The sequence below is a fragment of the bacterium genome (assembly GCA_028821235.1).
In the GTDB taxonomy this organism is placed as follows: Bacteria; Actinomycetota; Acidimicrobiia; order Spongiisociales; family Spongiisociaceae; genus Spongiisocius.
In genome coordinates, this window is sequence record JAPPGV010000161.1 from 1 (window position 1) to 14,851 (window position 14,851).

Annotated in this window: 19 protein-coding genes; 13 read left to right on the forward strand and 6 right to left on the reverse strand. The window is 66.9% G+C overall.

Going from position 1 to position 14,851, the window contains the following annotated elements; genetic code table 11:
- Positions 1–340 precede the first annotated feature (340 nt).
- Genes OXK16_16465 through fabF form a run of 4 tightly spaced genes read left to right on the forward strand, consistent with a single transcriptional unit; the run spans position 341 to position 3,712 of the window.
- Positions 341–1,417 (forward strand): ketoacyl-ACP synthase III, encoded by a 1,077-nt coding sequence (locus OXK16_16465; protein MDE0377534.1) that lies wholly within the window; start codon positions 341–343, stop codon positions 1,415–1,417.
- Positions 1,414–2,148 carry a 3-oxoacyl-[acyl-carrier-protein] reductase gene (gene fabG / locus OXK16_16470; protein MDE0377535.1) on the forward strand — a complete coding sequence of 245 codons (735 nt, stop codon included), beginning with the start codon at positions 1,414–1,416 and terminating at the stop codon, positions 2,146–2,148. Before OXK16_16465 ends, fabG begins: the two co-directional genes overlap by 4 nt.
- A gap of 42 nt (positions 2,149–2,190) precedes the next feature.
- Positions 2,191–2,436 (forward strand): acyl carrier protein, encoded by a 246-nt coding sequence (acpP, locus tag OXK16_16475; protein ID MDE0377536.1) that lies wholly within the window; start codon positions 2,191–2,193, stop codon positions 2,434–2,436.
- Positions 2,437–2,458: 22 nt separating this feature from the next.
- Positions 2,459–3,712, forward strand: coding sequence for a beta-ketoacyl-ACP synthase II (gene fabF / locus OXK16_16480; GenBank protein MDE0377537.1), 1,254 nt, complete (start codon positions 2,459–2,461; stop codon positions 3,710–3,712).
- 4 nt (positions 3,713–3,716) lie between these two features.
- Here fabF and OXK16_16485 read toward each other — a convergent pair whose 3' ends face one another.
- Positions 3,717–4,238, reverse strand: coding sequence for a hypothetical protein (locus OXK16_16485; protein ID MDE0377538.1), 522 nt, complete (start codon positions 4,236–4,238; stop codon positions 3,717–3,719).
- 2 nt (positions 4,239–4,240) lie between these two features.
- Positions 4,241–5,002, reverse strand: a complete 762-nt coding sequence (locus OXK16_16490; GenBank protein MDE0377539.1) for a hypothetical protein — start codon at positions 5,000–5,002, stop codon at positions 4,241–4,243.
- A 48-nt stretch (positions 5,003–5,050) separates the two neighbouring features.
- On the opposite strand from OXK16_16490, the gene OXK16_16495 reads away from it, so the two are divergent.
- On the forward strand, positions 5,051–5,593 hold the full coding sequence (locus OXK16_16495; protein ID MDE0377540.1) for an NUDIX hydrolase: 543 nt from the start codon (positions 5,051–5,053) through the stop codon (positions 5,591–5,593).
- On the opposite strand, the gene OXK16_16500 is transcribed toward OXK16_16495, so the two are convergent.
- Positions 5,590–6,189: a histidine phosphatase family protein gene (locus tag OXK16_16500; protein MDE0377541.1), complete on the reverse strand. Its 600-nt coding sequence runs from the start codon at positions 6,187–6,189 to the stop codon at positions 5,590–5,592. The two genes, OXK16_16495 and OXK16_16500, sit on opposite strands and share 4 nt — an antisense overlap.
- 221 nt (positions 6,190–6,410) lie before the next feature.
- Between OXK16_16500 and OXK16_16505 the strand changes: the two genes are divergently transcribed.
- The 3 genes from OXK16_16505 to OXK16_16515 all read left to right on the forward strand — a co-directional run bounded on the left by OXK16_16505 (position 6,411) and on the right by OXK16_16515 (position 7,664).
- Complete coding sequence (locus OXK16_16505; GenBank protein MDE0377542.1) at positions 6,411–6,743, forward strand: DUF3040 domain-containing protein; 333 nt, start codon at positions 6,411–6,413, stop codon at positions 6,741–6,743.
- A gap of 160 nt (positions 6,744–6,903) precedes the next feature.
- Positions 6,904–7,392, forward strand: a complete 489-nt coding sequence (locus tag OXK16_16510) for a MerR family transcriptional regulator (protein ID MDE0377543.1) — start codon at positions 6,904–6,906, stop codon at positions 7,390–7,392.
- Between the two features lie 5 nt (positions 7,393–7,397).
- On the forward strand, positions 7,398–7,664 hold the full coding sequence (locus OXK16_16515; protein ID MDE0377544.1) for a hypothetical protein: 267 nt from the start codon (positions 7,398–7,400) through the stop codon (positions 7,662–7,664).
- Positions 7,665–7,715: 51 nt separating this feature from the next.
- Here OXK16_16515 and OXK16_16520 read toward each other — a convergent pair whose 3' ends face one another.
- The 3 genes from OXK16_16520 to OXK16_16530 form a co-directional block, all read right to left on the reverse strand.
- On the reverse strand, positions 7,716–8,291 hold the full coding sequence (locus tag OXK16_16520; GenBank protein MDE0377545.1) for a thioredoxin family protein: 576 nt from the start codon (positions 8,289–8,291) through the stop codon (positions 7,716–7,718).
- Positions 8,292–8,355: 64 nt separating this feature from the next.
- Positions 8,356–8,862: an HNH endonuclease gene (locus OXK16_16525; GenBank protein MDE0377546.1), complete on the reverse strand. Its 507-nt coding sequence runs from the start codon at positions 8,860–8,862 to the stop codon at positions 8,356–8,358.
- Between the two features lie 114 nt (positions 8,863–8,976).
- Positions 8,977–9,426, reverse strand: coding sequence for a Fur family transcriptional regulator (locus OXK16_16530; GenBank protein MDE0377547.1), 450 nt, complete (start codon positions 9,424–9,426; stop codon positions 8,977–8,979).
- Between the two features lie 296 nt (positions 9,427–9,722).
- Here OXK16_16530 and OXK16_16535 point away from each other — a divergent pair, with 296 nt between their 5' ends.
- The 5 genes from OXK16_16535 to OXK16_16555 all read left to right on the forward strand — a co-directional run bounded on the left by OXK16_16535 (position 9,723) and on the right by OXK16_16555 (position 14,823).
- Complete coding sequence (locus tag OXK16_16535; protein ID MDE0377548.1) at positions 9,723–10,172, forward strand: cell division/cell wall cluster transcriptional repressor MraZ; 450 nt, start codon at positions 9,723–9,725, stop codon at positions 10,170–10,172.
- A gap of 144 nt (positions 10,173–10,316) precedes the next feature.
- Positions 10,317–11,225 carry a 16S rRNA (cytosine(1402)-N(4))-methyltransferase RsmH gene (gene rsmH, locus OXK16_16540; protein ID MDE0377549.1) on the forward strand — a complete coding sequence of 303 codons (909 nt, stop codon included), beginning with the start codon at positions 10,317–10,319 and terminating at the stop codon, positions 11,223–11,225.
- Entirely contained in the window at positions 11,222–11,611 is a 390-nt protein-coding gene (locus OXK16_16545; protein MDE0377550.1) for a hypothetical protein, read from the forward strand. Before rsmH ends, OXK16_16545 begins: the two co-directional genes overlap by 4 nt.
- Positions 11,612–11,615: 4 nt before the next feature.
- Positions 11,616–13,370, forward strand: coding sequence for a penicillin-binding protein 2 (locus OXK16_16550; GenBank protein ID MDE0377551.1), 1,755 nt, complete (start codon positions 11,616–11,618; stop codon positions 13,368–13,370).
- Positions 13,363–14,823, forward strand: coding sequence for a UDP-N-acetylmuramoyl-L-alanyl-D-glutamate--2,6-diaminopimelate ligase (locus OXK16_16555; GenBank protein MDE0377552.1), 1,461 nt, complete (start codon positions 13,363–13,365; stop codon positions 14,821–14,823). The genes OXK16_16550 and OXK16_16555 overlap by 8 nt, the downstream gene beginning before the upstream one ends.
- Positions 14,824–14,851 lie beyond the last annotated feature (28 nt).

The following is a 14,851-nucleotide window of genomic DNA, read 5'->3' on the forward strand; positions in this document are numbered from 1 at the left end:
CTTGCGAGGAACACCGCTGCCGACGCCATACCACACCGCCATTCCACAGACAGACGCGAAAGTGGTCTGCCTGCGAAACAGCCAGGCGTGCTCTGGCGGCCACCGGTGCCCCGTCGCTGCGTTCCGCTTCCTCAACGTACCGCTGCGGGAACGCCTTCGTCAGCGGGCCTTGCGAGGAACACCGCTGCCGACGCCATACCACACCGCCACTTCACAGACAGACCACTAGAGTTGCCTGCGCGAGGCCTTGCCGGTCTGCCCATCCATCCGAAGAAGGGGCTTCCCTGTCGTATCGATGCCTGCCGGCGAACCAGGTCGGCCGCCATGAGAAGAGGGATGGATGAGGTACGCCGAGATCACCGGTTGGGGTAAGGCCCTTCCTCCGACCGTCCTCAGCAACGCCGACCTCGAGCGGCTGGTCGACACCAGCGACGAGTGGATCACCTCTCGCAGCGGCATCAAGGAGCGCCGCATCTCCCACGTGGCCGCCAGCGACATGGCCGAGTTGGCCGCTCGCCGCGCCATCGCCGCGGCCGGCGTCGAGATGGAGAGCATCGATCTCGTCATCAATGCGACCTGTACCCCCGAGTCGATCATTCCCGCCTCCGCTTCCTACGTTCAGGCCAAGCTGGGAGCGGTCAACGCCGGCGCCATGGACCTCAACGCCAACTGTTCGGGGTTCGTATACGCCTACGTGACCGCCGACGCCCTGGTTCGGGCCGGGGTCGCCGACACGGTGGTGCTGGTCGGCGTGGAACGGCTCAGCTGGGTGCTCGACTACACGGACCGCGCCACCTGCATCCTGTTCGGTGACGGGGCGGGAGCGGTCGTCCTCCAGCCGACCGATACCGAGGCCGGAGTGTTCGGCTCCGAGTTGGGGGTGGACGGAAACATGGCCGATCTCCTGTCCGTTAACGGGGACGGCACCGTCCAGCCCGGCTCCGCCGTCACACCTCCCCGGATCGTGATGCAGGGATCGGACGTGTTCCGGCGGGCCGTGACCGCCATGGCGGATGCTTCGGAGGCGGTGGTACACGAGGCCGGATGGGATCTCGACGACATCGACCTCCTCATTCCCCATCAGGCGAACCAGCGGATCATCGACGCCACGTCGCGGCGGCTCAGGCTGGATCCCGCCCGGGTCTTCCTCAACATCCATGCCTACGGGAACACCAGCGCCGCCACCATCCCGATCGCGCTGACCGAGGCCATCGAGGCCAGGCGGGTTCCTCCCCGCGCCAACCTGGTGTTCGCGGCCTTCGGTGGGGGTCTCACGTGGGCGGCAGCCGCGGTGCGGTTCGGCGAGCGGGTCACGCCCGTCAGCGAGGTCGATGATGAGCTTCCCGGTACCGAGGAGTCGGTGTGGGACTTGCTGGCGGCCAACTTCGAGTCCTTCGGGAGGCTTGAGCTCGAATGAGCAGGCTGGCCTTGGTGACCGGTGGCTCCCGAGGGATCGGGCGGGCCATCTCTCTATCCCTGGCCGGCCAGGGCTACACGGTGGCGGTCAACTACCGGAGCCGGCCCGGGCCGGCCGACGAGGTGGTGGAGAGCATCGGAGAAGCGGGGGGCTCGGCAGCCGCCTTCCGCGCGGATGTGAGCCGGGCGGACGACGTGACCAGGCTGTTGTCGGAAGTGGAGGACAGGTTCGGCCGTCCGACCGTCCTGGTCAACAACGCCGGTACCACGGACGACAACCTGCTGCTGCGTATGGAGGAGGCCGCCTGGGACCGGCTGCTGGAGATAAACCTGAAGTCCGTCTACCTGTGCAGCAAGGCGGTGCTGCGGGGAATGCTGAGGGAGAGGTGGGGGAGGATCGTGTCGATCGCCTCCGTGTCCGGCCTGGTCGGCAATCCGGGCCAGACCAACTACGCCGCCTCAAAGGCGGGGGTGATCGCCTTCTCCAAGTCCCTCTCCAGGGAGGTCGGTTCCAGAGGGGTTACGGTAAACGCGGTCGCGCCGGGCTTTGTGCTTACCGAACTGACGTCCGGTCTGCCGGACTCGTTCCTGGAGCAGGTACGCTCTACGACCAGCCTCCGCAGGATCGGCCGGGCCGAGGAGATAGCTTCGGCCGTGGCGTTTCTGGTCTCGGACGGCGCTTCGTACATAACCGGCCAAGTTCTGGTCGTCGACGGCGGTCTCGTCCTCTGAGTCGGGACCCCGCAACGCAATCACATCAAGGAGACAAGCAACATGGATCGCTCGCAAGTTCAGGCCAAGATGCGGGATCTGCTCGTTGACGAGTTAGGCCTCGATGCCGACAAGATCACGGACGCGGCGACTTTCGAGGAGGACCTCGAGGTGGATTCGCTGGGAGTGGTCGAGCTACTGATGGCCCTCGAGGACGAGTTCGGCGTCAAGATTCCCGACGAGGAGGCCGAGAACATAACGGCGGTGGGCGAGGCGGTCGATCTGGTGGTCGCCAAGCTCTCCTCGTAAGAGGGTTATTCGGGGGTCGTCCATGCGCGCGGAGGCCCGGAGGGTGGTGGTGACCGGTATGGGCGCCATCACGCCGCTCGGTCACACGGTCGAAGACACCTGGAAGGCGGCCCTGGCCGGCGAGTCCGGGATCGGTCCTATCACCCAGTTCGATCCTTCCGGCGTCCAGACCAAATTCGCCGGTGAGGTCCGGGGCTGGGATCCGGAACTCGTCATCCCCAGGAGGGAGGCCCGCCGGCTCGACCGCTCGGCACAGCTCTTCATATGCGCTGCCCAGCAGGCCATGGACGATTCAGACCTCGACTTCGTGGCCGATAGTTCGGACTCCCACCGGGCCGGGGTGGTGGTCGGATCCGGCCTCGGGGGGATGCTGTCCTTCGACAACCACATCAAGGTGATGCTGGACCGGGGGGCTTCCCGGATCAGCCCGCTGGCGGTCACGATGATCATCCCCAACGAGGCGGCCGGGTTGGCTTCCATCCGCTTCAACATGCGCGGGCCGGTGACCTGCGTGGTGACGGCGTGCGCGGCATCGGCCAACGCCATCGGCGACGCCGCCGAGCTGATCCGGCGGGGCGCCGCCGATGTCATGCTGGCAGGCGGAGCCGAGGCCACCATCTGCGAATTCGGCATCGGGTCATTCAACAGCAGCAAGGCGCTCAGCACCCGTAACGAGGATCCGACCGGCGCCTCCCGCCCGTTCGATGCGGATCGGGACGGCTTCGTCATGTCGGAGGGCGGTGTGTGCGTGATACTCGAGGATCGTGAACGCGCACTTGCCAGGGGTGCTCGGATCCATGCCGAGGTGATCGGGTACGGGATGACGTCCGATGCCCATCACGTGACCCTGCCCCGTCCGGGCGGGGAAGGGGCGGCGCGGGCGATGGAGGCTGCCCTCGCCTCGGCCGGAATGGAGCCGGAGCAACTGGACTACATCAACGCCCACGGCACCTCGACCAAGGCCAACGACGTCACCGAGACCCAAGCGATCAAGCTGGCTTTGGGTGAGAAGGCGGCCCGGGCCGTCCCGGTCTCCTCCACCAAGTCGATGACCGGACACCTGATGGGCGGCGCCGGCGCCGTGGAGTCGATCTTCTGTATCCAGGCGATCAACCAAGGGATCATCCCGCCCACCATCAACTACACCACGCCCGATCCCGACTGTGACCTCGACTACGTTCCCAACGAGCCGCGCGAGGCGGAGGTGGCGTACGCCATGACCAACTCGTTCGGGTTCGGCGGGCACAACGTGGTGCTCATCTTCGGACCGGGCTAGAAAACTACTGACTGCGGCGGGCGCGCAGGGCGATGAGGGTGATCGCCAGGCCCACGGTGCCCACCAGCGACACCGCGGCCAGGGCGAGGAGCAGCCAGAGGACGAGGGGGATACGCCCCATCAAGGCGCCCACGCCGAGCGCCACCGCGCCCAGCACGAAGGTCGCGCCGGCTCCGACCACCAGCCCCACCAGAGTCATGTCCCACAGGGATCCTCGCCGGCCGCGCTCGGCACCGGGCCGGTCGACGGCTTCCGTCTCCCGGGCATCCTGGGGGGCAGAGAGGTCACCGCCGGGTGTATCCCGGCTTTCCGACCTCCATTCCCTCAGGGATCGGTCGGCCAGAACCACCACGATCCCGACCCCGGTGGCGGCCACGAGCGCTGACACCGCTGCGACCAGCAGGACGGACAGGGTGTCGCATGAGCTATCGAGGCATCCCACACGGGCGACGGTCCCGCCGATGAAACCTCCGATCAGCGCGGCCAGCCCGACCGGCACCGCGAAGGTGTAGCGCAGGCGGACCATCCTCAGTCGGGCTCGTCCAGGGGCCGGCCCGATCGGCTGTAGCCGGCCGCCTCCATGAGCCCCGGCGGGGTCACTTCGGGCAGGATCGATACGGACTTGCCCCGTCGTGGCTGCGGAGGCTCGGTGGCCATGCGGGCGTCCGGCGTCCACGCCAGGTAGGTGAGCACCGCTGAAGCCGCTACCAGCAACGCCGCCGCCCAGGGGACCAGTCCGAGCGAGGCGAGGACGCCCAGCGGCAGGACGCCCAGCCGGACCACCCAGAGGGATCCGTTGAGGGCCCGGGCGTAGGCCCATCCCGCCACCAGCCCGAACCCCACCAGGACCCAGCCGCCGACCGTGACCTCGGGCGCTCCCAACCGGCCGGTTATGCCGGGTATCCACACCAGGCCGAGCGCCAGGACCGTGGCCACCGTCGGTACCCGGTCCGGCTTCACCGGATGGAACCACTCGTCGAGCGACCGTGTCCACGCCAGCCCGGCTCCCGCCGCGCCGGTCGACAGCGCCAGACCCCAGAGGATGCTGATCGGCGTCAGGAGGGCCGTCAGCGCCCAGCCGGCTCCGACCACGGTGAGCGCGATGCGGACCCATCGTCCTGGCGACAGGAGCATGGCCACCACGAGCACCGCGGCCTCGATCACGAGCCCGATGGTCACCAGCGAGGCGGCGCCGGCTTTCCAGGGTGACGTTCCGAACAGGACCTGTGCGGCCCAGAGCAGCCCGCTCAGCAGGACGAGAACCGCGGCCAGCGGCACCCTATACGGCATGGTCCCATTCTGGCGCACCGCCTCCTCGAACAGAAGCCGACCGGTACGATGACCGGCGTGGTAGCGGATTACGAGGGCGAGTGGCCCGGAGAGGCCGTCTTCTGCCCTGCTTGCGGGGGCGAGCTCGACCGGGCCGAGATGTACGGCCGGGAGCGAGGGGTGTGCCCGGACTGTGGCCGCATCGAATTCCGGGCCCCGCAGCTGGCGGCCGCGGTGCTCCTGCGGGACCATGCCGGCCGGGTGCTTCTGGTCGAGCGCGGGCCGGGCGCCACCCGGTCCGGGCGCTGGTCGATTCCGGCCGGCTACGTGGACTACGGCGAGGACGTGCGCGATGCCGCCGCGCGGGAGCTTCTCGAGGAGACCGGTCTGGTCGCGACGATAGGCCCCCCGGTGTTCGTGGCCACCAACTTCCACGATCCGGCCAAGGTGAGCGTGTGCATTTGGTTCGCGGGTACCACCACCGACGGGGAGGCGGTCGCCGGGTCGGACGCCTCCGACATCGGCTGGTTCGCGCTGGATGACCTGCCCGAGTTGGCGTTCGAGACGGACACCGCCCTGATCGAGCAACTCCGCACCGGAGACGTGGTCTAACAATCAGGAGCTACTCGAGAGGCTTGGCGCCATCCTGCGGATCGTGACAGGCTGATCACCTCGCAATGGCGAGGCTTGTCCTGATGGAGCCGGCCCAGGTGCTGCTTGGTCAGCTGCAGCCGGGCTGCCTGGATCGGATCCTGATGGGACACCACCACGACCTCTTGCCCGGAGTGGCGATCGGCCAGGTGGTCGACCGCTCTCCCGACCCGAAGGGCCAGTTCCGTAACCGACTCGGGAGCGAAGTCCAGCCCAACGGGGTCGTTCAGGTAGGCGCCTAGCTCCCCGGGGAAATGGATGTCCAGATCCGCCCAGGGCAGGCCGGCCCACCTGCTCATCAACGCCCACTCGGTCACCTCCGGCAGCACGAGCGGCTCGAGCCTGTGCGGGAGGGCGATGACCTGCGCCGTCTCGCGGGCCCGAGCCAGCGGCGACGCGTAGACGGCGCCGATCGGATGCGCTGCCAGATGAGTACCTGCCCAGGTGGCCTGGCGCCGCCCCCCTTCGCTCAATCCGAATCCGGCCAGGTCGGCGTACACGACCTGGTCAGGGTTGTCGACCTCGCCGTGCCTGACCAGATGCACAACCGATACCATCCATCCAGCGTACTGTCCGATCCGCTCCGGGCCTCCGCGCACCAGGAGGTTCACCCTGTGAATACGGTGTGAACACGGCGCGTGAGTCCTCCACGCTTTGCGACATGCTCGCGACTTCGTGGTCCCTGAACATCGTTGCAGCACGGGTCGGACTGCGGGCTACGCAGTGCTCCGGGCTTGCGTATACTGCATAGCGATGGACACGGACCGGAGCAGCTTCGATGCCATTGAATGAGCGGGAGCAGCAGATCCTCGACGAGATCGAGCGCCAGTTTCAAGCCGAAGACCCGGAGTTCACCAAACGCACTTCCTCGTTGAACCGCATTCCCCAGTGGTATCTACGCGTAGCGGTTGCCGGAGTCGTGATCGGCTCGCTGGTCCTACTCGTCACCTTTTCCTTCAACACCGTGCTTGCGGTGGGGGGGTTCTGCGTCCTGCTGCTGTCGACGGCGACTCTGATCCGCATCCTCCGGCTAACGACCCGGGTGCCGGGTCAGCCGATGCGGGATTTTCTGCCGAATGGCCGAAACTCCCGCTGGCCATTTGGGCGCTGAGCGCTCGTACAGGTTAGGATTCGCGGACCCCTCGCGGCGGAGGCTTCGACCAATTGAGCTTGACATCGCAGTTGCCTCTGCCAGGTTGCGGGCACGGTACGACACGGCTTAAGAGACTCCGGTAGCACTGGTGCCCCGGAGATCCCAGGGAGATAAGTTGTTGCAAGAAGGCTTCAATTCCGAGGATGCCTCGAGACTGACCGGAGCCACCCCATCCCAACTTCGATACTGGGACAAGTTGCGCCTGGTGCAGCCCTCCATCCAGGGCACGGAGGGTCGTCCGGGGAAGCGGAGGAAGTACTCGTTCCGGGACCTGGTGATGCTGCGGGTGGTGGTCACGCTCAAGGCCAACGGTCTGTCGCTCCAGCGGATCGGGCGGGCTTGGAACTACCTGCAGCGCCAGGGGGTTGATCCGAGAGACGTGAAGCTCGTGACCGACGGTGCAACCGTCTTTTCCGTTGAGACCGACAACTTGCTGGATCTCCTCCAGGAAGGTCAGCTGTCCTTCTTCATGGAGTTGGAAGAGCTGACCCGCAAGGTCGACCGGGACGAGACCCTGTTCGAGCTGAATCGAGACCAGTTCCTGCACCACGTCGGGAAGAGCCTTCAATCCGTCCAGGACCAACTCGACGAGGCTGTCGGGATCTGAGAGTCGTGCCTGGCAGCTACGTGGCCGGGCGAATGGGCACCATATTCGTCAGGGTGGCGGTCCACCATCCGTCGCTTGCGTGGGAAGCGGTCCGGTTGGCGGCGGCGACGGCCGCTCCCGGCTGGTTCAGGAAGGCTCCGTTCGTGCCCCGGCCCGAGCCCGGTTACCTCGACTGGCGCATGCTGACCGCCTACGGCCGGCCCGATGCCATCCCGACGGAGAGGGAGGTGGAGGAGTTCCTCCGGTGGCGCCGAGCCCTGCGCCGTTTATAGTTGGTAGTTGCTTGTTTCTAGTTCTTAGTATCAGAGAAGAACAACTAACAACTAGAAACTAGGTTCGTTGCCCGGCTTCCATTTGATGGAGCACCCCATGGAGGGATACTGCTTCTCGGTTAACTGCCGCTCCTCGAGGACGGCGTCAAGGGCGGCTCGCAAGTCCTCCCCGGTAACCGGTACACCCGACCCCGGCCGTGATCGGTCGAACTGTCCTCGATAGACGAGGGTCCGCTCCGGGCCGAAGAGGAAGAAGTCCGGAGTGCAGGTCGCCGTGTAGCTCTTGGCCACTTCCTGGGTCTCGTCATACAGCACCGGGAACCGGTAGCCGCGCCGGCGCGCCACCCTCCCGAGCAGGTCGGGCGCGTCGTCCGGATAGTTCTCGGCGTCGTTGGCGCTGATACCGACGATGGCCACGTCGGCTTCGGCGTAGTCCCGGCCGAACTCGGCGAGACCCTGCTGGATGTGGACCACGTACGGGCAGTGGTTACAGATGAACATGACCACCAGCGCCTTGCTACCGGCAACGTCATGGAGGCTGAGCCGGTCGCCGCTCACCGTGTCCGGAAGGTCGAAGCCGGGCGCCGGGGTTCCCAGCGCGAGCATCGCGGATGTTGCTGCGGGCATGTCGGTTACCTCGATCTCAAGAGGTCGGCAAGGTTATCACGGGCGCCGACCGTCTCCGGCGCCGTCAGGCCGGCTCGGCCAGGAGGTAAGGGACCCACTGCGGGTCCCTGGACTTGCTCAGGGCGGCGTACAGCCATCCCTGGTAGCTGGGTGTGACCGGGGTCCGGGTTAGCTTGAGGCCGGCCTGCTCGGGCAGCCGGCTTCCCTTCCGGACATTGCAGCGCCGGCAGCAGGCCACCACGTTCTCCCACGTATGCTTGCCGCCCCGGGCCTTGGGCACCACGTGATCGAGGCTCTCGGCGGGCGAGCGGCAGTACTGGCACCGGTGGTGGTCCCGGGCAAAGACCGCAGTCCTCGTGAGCGGGACGCGGCGGTGGTAGGGGACCTTCACGTAGTCGCGCAGCCGGACCACGGAGGGGACCTCGAACTTGTGGTCCGCGCTCCTCCATACCAGGTTGGTTGCGGCCACGGTGTCCGCCTTGGAGCGCAGTACCAGCACTATGGCGCGCCGGGCGCTCACGATGGAGAGCGGCTCGTAAGTTGCGTTCAGAACCAGTGCTCGCTCTGCCAACCGGATACCTCTTCAGCTCGGGGTAACCATACCAAGCCGGCGGGGCTGCTTTCGGGCCCGCGGGACGTGTCCGGGAGGGCGGCTCGGAACGCCCGCCCCGGCTATCCGGTGTTGCTAACCGGACCCGGCGCAGGAGGCGCAAACGCCATCGATCTCGAAGGAATGGCCGGCGGCCGTGAATCCCTTCTCCTCGGTCGCCGCCGACACCAGCGAGTCGATTATCGACTCGGTGTGCTCGGTCAACTCGATGTCGTCGATGGTTCCACATGACCTGCATATCAGGTGGTGGTGATGCCCCATCAGCCACTCCGCCAGTTCGTAGCGGATGTTCCCGCCCCTGCCATGGTGGGGGACCAGGATGCCGAGGTCGGACATGGTCGTCAAGGTGCGGTATATGGAGGACATGGGCACCGCTTCCTCCAGGTCCCCGTGCAGATCCCGGGCCGAGCGTGGGCCGTCGGATTGCTGCAAGGCCTGGACGAGGAGACGCCGTCCCTTGGTATAGCGAACCTCGGCCGAATTGAGACGCAACATCACCTGTTGCTCGATCTGTGAGGTCGCCATGGGGTCCTCAGGGGATTAGCCGGCCGGTTCTCTCGGGTGGTGCCAGGCCGGAGCGACCGTTGCCGTTCCGCGTATCTTGACACCGGTTCTCATCCTAGCCCGCCGGGCTTCGGCCCTTCCCGGGCACCTTCTCCACGCCGGCCGGGCGGTACGCCCGGCCGATCCGGACGTGCATGACCCACCGATTTCCGGCTGGTGTCAATTTGTGTAAGAATAGTGTCGTCGAGTGGGAGGAAGTGGTAGACTTCGGATCCCAGTTCCCCTGATCGACAGCGGACGGTACTACGAGCGGAGCGATGAAGGAACGACGCCAGGAGTTTCTAGGCGAGTTGTCGCGGAAGGTCGACGGCAAGGGTCGCGTGGTGCTCCCGGCCGAATACCGCGATTTGCTCGACGGCGACTTCTACGTGACCAGGGGTCGAGACCGCTGCCTGTACGTGTTTCCGTGGGAGGTGTGGCAGAAGAGAAAGAGAGCACTCGGGGAGCTCGACGAGGCCAGTGCCGCGGGTCGGGCAGAGGTCAGGGCCTTCTTCTCGGGCGCCACCCGGCCCGACCTGGATTCGGCCGGTCGGGTACAGCTCTCGATGCGGTTGCGCGAGTATGCCGGGCTCTCGCAGGATGTGATCTTCGTAGGCGCGGGCGAGTACGCCGAGATTTGGGCCGCGGAGGCGTGGGCCCGCTACCAGCCATCGGCCATGGCGGCCTATTCCGGAGGACAGGAGGAATCACCACAGATCGACGACTGACACGAGACAACCCCCACCGGCACGATGACCTGCTCATTGCCAGCCCTCCGGACACCCATTGGATTGTCCCTACTCCGCCCGCAGTCCCTTAGGTAAGAAAGCATCGGAGGGCTGGCAATGGGTCAGGAACCAGGAAAGAAGCCGGTGAGCGGTAGGCCGTTCCATGTACCCGTGATGCTGGAGGAGGTTGTGAGCTTGTTCTCGCCCATAAAGGATGGGGTGATCGTCGATGCGACCCTCGGCGGAGGAGGTCACACGGCTGCTCTTCTCGCCAGGCTCGACGACTCGGTCAGCATTCTCGGCATCGATCGCGATCCTGCCGCCGTCGACCGCATGTTTGAGCACGGCCGGCTCAGGCTCGTAGTGGGCAACTTCGGACAACTGGACCGGATCCTGGCGAGCCAGGGTCTGGACGAGATAGCCGGAGTCCTGCTCGATCTCGGTGTCTCGAGCCATCAACTCGACGAGGGCAGGCGTGGCTTCTCGTACCGCCATGAGGGTCCGCTCGACATGCGAATGGGTCCGGATGCCGCTCGCACAGCCCATGAGATCGTCAACCAGGCCTCTCCGGCCGAGCTCGGGAGGATCATCCGCTCGCTGGGAGAGGAGCGTTTCGCCAGGCGTATCGCCGGAGCGATCGTCGCGCATCGGCCCATCGAGACGACCGCCCGGCTGGCGGAGGTGGTCCGGCGGGCCATCCCCGCGGCCACCCGGCGATCGGGCGGGCATCCGGCGCGCCGGACCTTCCAGGCGGTGCGGATGGCCGTGAACGAGGAGTTGGGCGCACTGTCAGCAGGGCTGGACTCCGGTATCGAAGCACTCCGCCCGGGGGGTAGATGCGTGGCGATTGCCTATCACTCGCTCGAGGATCGGATCGTCAAGCGCCGGTTCCGGCGGGGGGAGGGCCGGGAACCCGGCCCGGTGCTTCCTGTCGCCCCGCCGGTCGAGTTGACGGCTCTAGCGCGCCGAGCCGTCAAGCCCGGTGAGGCAGAGGTGCTCCGCAATCCGAGGGCCCGGAGCGCCCGTCTCCGCGCTGTGGAGAAGGTGGCGTGACCGCACGCCGGCATCCGGTCGCCGCACCCGCTCCGGCGGGTCTCCGGGTCCTGTCCGGGGGAGGAGCGACGTGGTGGCGCCCGCTCACCTGGGTGATCTACACGGTGGTGGCGGTGGCGGCGTTCCTGGCGTTCATCTTCCTGCGGACCGCGGTCGACGAGGTGATGTACGACATCAGCAATACGCAGGCGCAGATACAGGTGGAGCTGGAACGTAAGGCGCACCTGGAGGAGGAGAAGAGAGCGCTCCAGTCTCCGTGGGAGATCGTGCCGATCGCAGAGAGAATGCTCGGAATGGTGCTGCCCGAAGACGTGATCCCGGTGTCCGCGGCAGAGACTGCTCCGATCGAAGACAGCGGAGGCTCGACCCGGATCGGCGAAGGCTGAGCCGATGGCGACCAACAAGCCGCGGAGGCTCGTCAAGCAGTCGACCGACGTGCGCTTGTTGTCGATAGCTCTCATCTTCGTCGGTTGCTGGGTGTTCATCGGCTACCAGCTGTACCAGGTTCAAGTCGTGGACGCGGCCGTGTACCGGGAGGCTGCCGACCGGCAACTCATCCGGGTCGAGGAGACCGCGGCGGTACGGGGCACCATCTTCGACCGGCAGAATCGGGAGCTGGCCATCACTTCCCAGTCCCGCTCCATCTATGCGGACCCGCGCCAGATCGACGACCCGGCGGGCACGGCCTCCGTATTGAGCAAGCTTCTCGACATCGACATCCACGCGCTCCGGGACAAGCTGTACTCGGACACCACCTTCCAGTTCCTCGCCCGCCAGGTCGATACCGACACCGCAGCCCAGGTGGAGGATCTCGAGCTCCCGGGGATCCACCTCCTGCCCGAGCCCAAGCGGGTATACCCCTACGGACCGCTCGCTGCCCATGTGGTGGGGTTCGTCAACATAGACTCGGAGGGCATCGAGGGTGTCGAAGCCGAGTACGACGACCTGCTGACGGGCATTCCCGGACGGGTGCTCGCCGAACGGGCGGCGAGAGGGCAGCTGATCCCGCAGGGCCGTACCGAGATAGAGCCCGCCGTGGCGGGCGCCGACCTGGTTCTGGCGATCGACCGGGAGATCCAGTTCATGGCCTACCGGGAGTGCGTGGAGACGTTGGCGGTTGCCCAGGCCGAGCGGTGTATCGCAGTGGCCATGGACCCCGCCACCTTCGAGGTGCTGGCCATGGCGGTGGCGCCGGCGTTCGACCCCACCACCAGGACCCAGGACGATATCGAGTCGGGCCGGCTCGTCAACATGGCCATCCGTTCCGTCTACGAGCCCGGCTCCACCCAGAAGGCGGTGACGGTGGCGGCCGCCCTCAATGAGGGAGTGGTGGCCTGGGACACCCAGTACCTGGTGCAGGATGAGTTCGAGGTGGTCGAGGGCACCTGTGACGGCGATGGTGAGCAGGAGTTCGGCTGCTACCGGGATTTCAGCCCCCATGAACCGATGGTGATGACGGTCAGGGACTGCGTCCGCCTGTCCTCGAACGTATGCATGGTGAAGATCGGCCGTGATCTCGGCGTGGACAACCTGCGGTCGTACCTGGAGGCGTTCGGGTACGGACAGGTCACAGGCATCGACTACCCGGGCGAAGCCGGTGGAGCCGTCAACCTCCCGCACGGCTGCCCGACCTGCCCGGCGTCCGCCTCCATCGGGTATTCGCTCTCGGTCACCGCCCTGCAGATGGCCTCGGTCTACAGCACCATCGCCAACGGGGGCGTACGCCTGGGACCCCGCCTGATGATCGGTTGGGCGGATGGAGACGGCCTGCAGGAGACCGAGCCGGCACCCGGGACCAGGGTGATAACGGAGGACACGGCCCGGACGGTGCGCCTCCTGCTCAAGTCCGTGGTGGACAGCGGCACCGGTACCAATGCGGCCGTGCCCGGGTACACGGTGGCCGGGAAGACCGGTACCACGCGGAGGTTCGACTTCGACGTCGGGGCGTATACCGCCGACTACGTCTCCAGCTTCGTTGGGATGGCGCCGGTCGACGACCCGCGCCTGGTGATAGTGGTCGTGGTCGACTCGCCTCAAGTGGGTTCGACCGTTGCCGAACGGACCGGCGGCGCGGTGGCCGCTCCGGCCTTCTCCCGGATCATGGAGGCGTCTCTCCACCAGATGGGAGTGCGACCGGATGCCTGATGACCGGCTCACGCTTGCCGACCTGGCAGCCCGCATCGGCGGTGACCTGAGGGGCGACCGATCGATCCTGATCGATGACGTGACCCACGACAGCCGCAGGGCCGGCCCCGGGTTCCTGTTCGTGGCGGTCCCCGGCCGGGTCGTGGACGGGCACCGATTCGTGGAGGATGCAACCCGGCGGGGAGCGGCCGCCGCCCTGGTGCAGGATTGGATACCGCCGGTCGCGATTCCCCAGATCCGCGTCCCCGATACCCGCCGGGTGCTCGGCGTGGCCGCCTCCATGGTGCATGGTGAGCCCTCCCGCGGCTTGGAGATCATCGGCGTGACCGGCACCAACGGCAAGACCACGGTTACGGTGATGCTGGAGGCGATCGCCCGCGCCGCGGGTCGATCGTTCGGGAGGATAGGAACGCTGGGGGTTACGGTGGAGGGGGTCGACGAGGTCCTCTCGCACACGACACCGGAGGGCGCCGACTTGCAACGTCTCTTTCGAAGAATGGTGAACAGCGGGGTCTCCACGGTGGCGATGGAGGTGTCCTCGCATGCCCTGGCCCTCAGCCGGGTCGAGGGGACCATTTTCAGGGTTGCCGCGTTCACAAACCTGTCCCAGGACCATCTCGACTTCCACGGAGACATGGAGGACTACTACCGGGCCAAAGCCCGCCTGTTCGACGGGCGCGCCGCGGTTCACGTCATCGATGTGACCACCGCCGCCGGGCAGCGTCTGGCCGGCTCGGCTACCCGGCCCGTGGTCACGGTCGGCCGCGGGCCCGGCCACGATGTGTCGATCAACTCTCCTGACCCGGACCTGTCCCGAGCCCGCTTCCGCTGCGGGATCGGAGGTCGGGAGGTGGCGCTGAAGGTGCGTCCCGGAGGTCTTCACAACATCCACAACGCGGCCCTGGCGGCGGCGTGCGCCCACCAGGTGGGTATCGGCTTCGGCCCTATCAGAGCAGGTCTTGCCGCCATGGCCGGCGTCAGGGGCCGGCTCGATCCGGTGGACATGGGTCAGCCCTTCCAGGTGCTGGTCGACTATGCCCACAGCCCCGAGGCGGTCGAGTCCGTGGTACGAACCGCCCGCGCCCACAGCAGCGGTTCGGTGATCGTGGTGGTCGGGGGCGCCGGAGATCGGGACGCCACGAAGCGCCCCCTGCTGGGCGCGGCTGCGGCCCGGGCCGACCTGGCCGTGATCACCTCCGACAATCCTCGTAGCGAGGATCCTGCCTCGCTGGTCGAGCAGGTGGTGGCGGGAACCCGGGACGGTCGGGCCCGCGTGCTGGCGGAGGTGGACCGGCACGTGGCCATCCGGCTGGCGATCGACCATGCCTCTCCCGGCGACGTGGTGCTGATCCTGGGTAAGGGCCACGAGACGTACCAGGACTTCGGTGCGCGGGTGGTTCCGTTCGATGACCGGGAAGTCGCTGCTTCCTGGCTAGCGGTCCGGTCGGGATAGCGGTCATGCTTGCGGACGGTCTCACGGG